General features: G+C 50.1%; 7 protein-coding genes. All 7 read right to left on the bottom strand.

The annotated features are described in order from the left end of the window. A partial coding sequence (locus tag C7386_RS13045) for a hypothetical protein (RefSeq protein WP_437124103.1) occupies window positions 1-701 on the bottom strand: 701 nt, incomplete at its 3' end. A 19-nt stretch (window positions 702-720) separates the two neighbouring features. Next, window positions 721-1,128: a sigma-70 RNA polymerase sigma factor region 4 domain-containing protein gene (locus tag C7386_RS13040; RefSeq protein WP_116705720.1), complete on the bottom strand. Its 408-nt coding sequence runs from the start codon at window positions 1,126-1,128 to the stop codon at window positions 721-723. 39 nt (window positions 1,129-1,167) lie between these two features. Then, entirely contained in the window at window positions 1,168-1,962 is a 795-nt protein-coding gene (gene ssb, locus C7386_RS13035) for a single-stranded DNA-binding protein (protein ID WP_116705719.1), read from the bottom strand. Window positions 1,963-2,148: 186 nt separating this feature from the next. Then, on the bottom strand, window positions 2,149-2,448 hold the full coding sequence (locus C7386_RS13030; protein WP_243148337.1) for a plasmid mobilization protein: 300 nt from the start codon (window positions 2,446-2,448) through the stop codon (window positions 2,149-2,151). A 190-nt stretch (window positions 2,449-2,638) separates the two neighbouring features. Next, window positions 2,639-2,812: a hypothetical protein gene (locus C7386_RS13560; RefSeq protein ID WP_161275215.1), complete on the bottom strand. Its 174-nt coding sequence runs from the start codon at window positions 2,810-2,812 to the stop codon at window positions 2,639-2,641. Further along, window positions 2,805-3,059: a hypothetical protein gene (locus tag C7386_RS13320; RefSeq protein WP_133241606.1), complete on the bottom strand. Its 255-nt coding sequence runs from the start codon at window positions 3,057-3,059 to the stop codon at window positions 2,805-2,807. Before C7386_RS13320 ends, C7386_RS13560 begins: the two co-directional genes overlap by 8 nt. Before the next feature lie 7 nt (window positions 3,060-3,066). Next, window positions 3,067-3,395: 3'-5' exonuclease (locus C7386_RS13020; protein ID WP_133241605.1), on the bottom strand; the 329-nt coding region annotated here is incomplete at its 5' end.

Below are 3,395 nucleotides of genomic sequence, written 5' to 3'. Positions count from 1 at the left end.
TAGTCGCTGATCGTGCGCTCGCTGGATACCGAGCCGTCCGCATGATGGTTCACGAGGTACGGTGCTTCGCTATCCGGCTGGTCGAGCAATTCGTATTGGTACTCAAAGCTGTTCTCCTCGCCGGTCGGGTAACGATGCTGCTTGAGCAGACCGGTCAGCTTGAGCTGCCGCCAGATGGAGGAAAAGCGCTTGATCCGCTCCATGCAGAACGCCCGTACACCAGCCGGGTTAAGAGAAAAATTCGGGATGTTGATAAGATGTGCAACCACGCCGAAAAGACCCTTAACAGCCAGCGGGATACGCTTGCTGCGCAGGATCGAGTTCGGAATTTGTGTGAAGTCACGCTTACTCTCACCGGACAGAACAATACGACAGTCACCGCTGACAAAATCAGCATCGGTAACAAATGCGTGCGGCGCAGAAGCAGATGGCTCCTGCATCAGCTCGTAGCGGTGAATGAATGCGCCGGAAGCTGCACGAGCAGTATAGTGCTTGAGATAGCCTGCTGCAAGCAGCTCTTTCCATGCCTTTTCCACTGCATAGGCAGTACCGCAGATCTTGTTCAGCGTGTTTTTCGTCAATTTCCATTCCGGCATACCGATATAGCTGGAAACAACGAGATAAAGTCCCTTTGTCGCAAGCGACAGGGACTGATCTCGCAGTATGCAGTTGTAACCGATGGTAAAGCCGGTGTTGGACATTAAGGGAAACCTCCTGCTGTTATCCTGTATTGGCTGCAAGATAACGGTCGAGTATCATACGGACACCACTGACGGAAATGCCGCCACCGATGTTGTTAGCAACCTGTTGCCAGGGCAGGCCGTCTATGTAGCGCAAAGCTATGATTTGACGCACGAGGGGATCGTGAATTGTGTTGATATATGACCAGATTTGAATGTAAAGCGCTGCACTATCCAAGACGCGCTCTTTGATCTGCTGCTCCAGCACATCAATCATGGATACAAACTTATCTGTACGGTCGCTGCCGCGCAGCAAACCGATATGAGGTAAACCCCTGATGGACGATGTGCAGCCGGTAAGAAGTGCATACAACTCTTGCAGACGCTCTAAGTCGCGGGAGATTTCAGAGTTCAGCAGTGTAAGCTGTTCTAAATCGCTTTTCGTCACCGGCGCACACCTCCTTTGTGTTCCGATAGAACACGCATTTTAGATCATAACGTCGCGATCATCATCGACATAACCCTCCGGCATATCATTATAGACTGGGATAGACGGCTGCGGCTGCTGCGCCGGTTCAGCGCTGTGAGGGAAGGTAATGCTGTGATTGATGCCCGGTTCCAGATTTACATTGACCGAACGGGCAACCGGGCGGAAGCCGGTCGGCGCAGTTACTTCAGTGATAATATAATCACCTGCGGACAGACCGACAATTGATGCAATGCCGTCTGCATCGGTGCCGTTATGCAGGCTGACTGCTGCACCGTCCATCGTATAGAGGTCGTAGACGGCGTTAGCGAGCACATTGCCAGTAAGGGTATCTACGGCTACAATCTGTAAGCCGCTGCGCTCTGGCCCACTCTGTGGCGCGGCCTGCGGTATGGGTGATGCTTCCGACACAGGAGTTGCTTCCGGCTCTGCGGCCTGCGGCGGCTGTTCCTGTTCACGCGCGATACGCTGCTTTTTGGTTTCGCCAAACTGCACATTGTCACACTGGATTTCATAGTCTACACGGGTCTTGCCAGTGTTCTTGTCCACCCACATATGCGAGGTGAGCTGACCGATCACGATAGCCAGCGTACCTTTCTGAAACCACTGTGACACAAACTCTGCTTGCGCGCCATAGGTCACGCAGGGGATAAAGTCGGTAACATCTGCGCTGGAACGGCGGCTGACAGCAATGCGAAAGGTTGTGACCGGCTTATTGCTGCGCGTGTAGCGCATTTCTGGTTCGCCTGTTAAGCGGCCCATGAATACGCAGTTGTTGATAGAAATACTGCTCATTTTGTCCTCCTTATCTGATGAAAAGCCAGAAAATCCGTAAGAATACCATGATTAAAAGAAAAAGTGGTGGGAAAAGCTGCACTAAGCGTTTCGGCAGCGGCATATCGATGTGCGCGATCAACCAGAGTGCGTAGCTTGCCATTAAAACAGTGATGAGGGACGTGAGGATCATGTAAAACAGTTTCATTATTTTTTTGTACCTCTTACTGTCTGAAGCGCCGCTCCTAATGACTGCCACACACTACTTAAATCATTCAATGTCACTGATAATTTTTGCCCAATCTGATTTAGATTTGCACCTTGCTGTTTTAACTCGGGTACAACGGCCTTAATCCCATCTGTGTTTATAATCGCCTTTCCAAACACGCAGGACAAAATGTACTGCTGTTGGTTCATGCCGCTTTCTGCGATTTTCTGTTGTAGTAACTCCCATTCTTCCTCACTAACTCGGAATGAGAGCTGCTTTGGTCTACTCTTATTTGCCATGAACAGAGTTCACTCCTTAGGAAAACGATGCAGCATAATGCACGCAGGATCGTAATCTGCAATACAGCGGAACGCAAAGCGTATATCGCGCTCTTGTCCATGCGAGAAACGCAATATGACGAGATCTCCATTATCCTCGTGGTACGCGATTACAGCGAGATCTTCCGGTGCAAGGCGGGTGCGAGGAATTTTACGCATCGTCCGCACCTCCGTTCGCTTTGCGGCAAGAGGTAAGCTGCTCGATCAGCTCCGACCGGCGCGCAGATGCGATGCTGTGCTTGATGCTGTCCGGTGTAGCACTGGACTGCTTTTCAAGATCAGATGATGTTGCAGGCACGCTGTAAATGATAGATAATTCAGTCATCAGGGTTATCCTCTTTATGCAGCAGCGTAATGTTGCGGATAACAACAGTGATATGTGCGGTTGGATTTCGCAAATAGTGTGAGGGATATGCTTCGCTCTTGATAAAATCTCGCGCCAGCGCTGCTTTAAGCTGCACAATATCATTATCGCTTTGCAGCTTGACCGATGTCCCTACGCAGCAGTCCGTTTCGGACGGCGTGCCGCCATCAGGGATACAAAGATAATTTAAGTGATATATATAAGTCATAGCATTATTATTTGATAACCTTCATCATGTTGTAGCAGTACAAAGTGGCTTTGGCATCTGCAAGGCTGTTGTGTGCTGTGCCCTCCCACTTGTAATCAAAATATTTTGTACAGGTAGAGAGCGATGCTCGTCTGTGAGTACCGCCGTTGGCGTTGAGGTAGTCCACAAATCTCTGCATGACATCAATTACGGTTAGATGCTCGGTCGGTACGCCAATGCGGTCAAGAAAACCGAGGTCGAGCGATGTATTATAACCGATGCAGACAGACATCTCGGAGAAAATCTCTACAAGCTGCGGCAACAACTCATGTGGATACGGCGCACCTGCGACCATTT

It is taken from the genome of Agathobaculum butyriciproducens, from assembly GCA_003096535.1.
GTDB lineage: Bacteria > Bacillota > Clostridia > Oscillospirales > Butyricicoccaceae > Agathobaculum > Agathobaculum butyriciproducens.
This window is presented reverse-complemented; position numbering and strand designations above follow the sequence as displayed.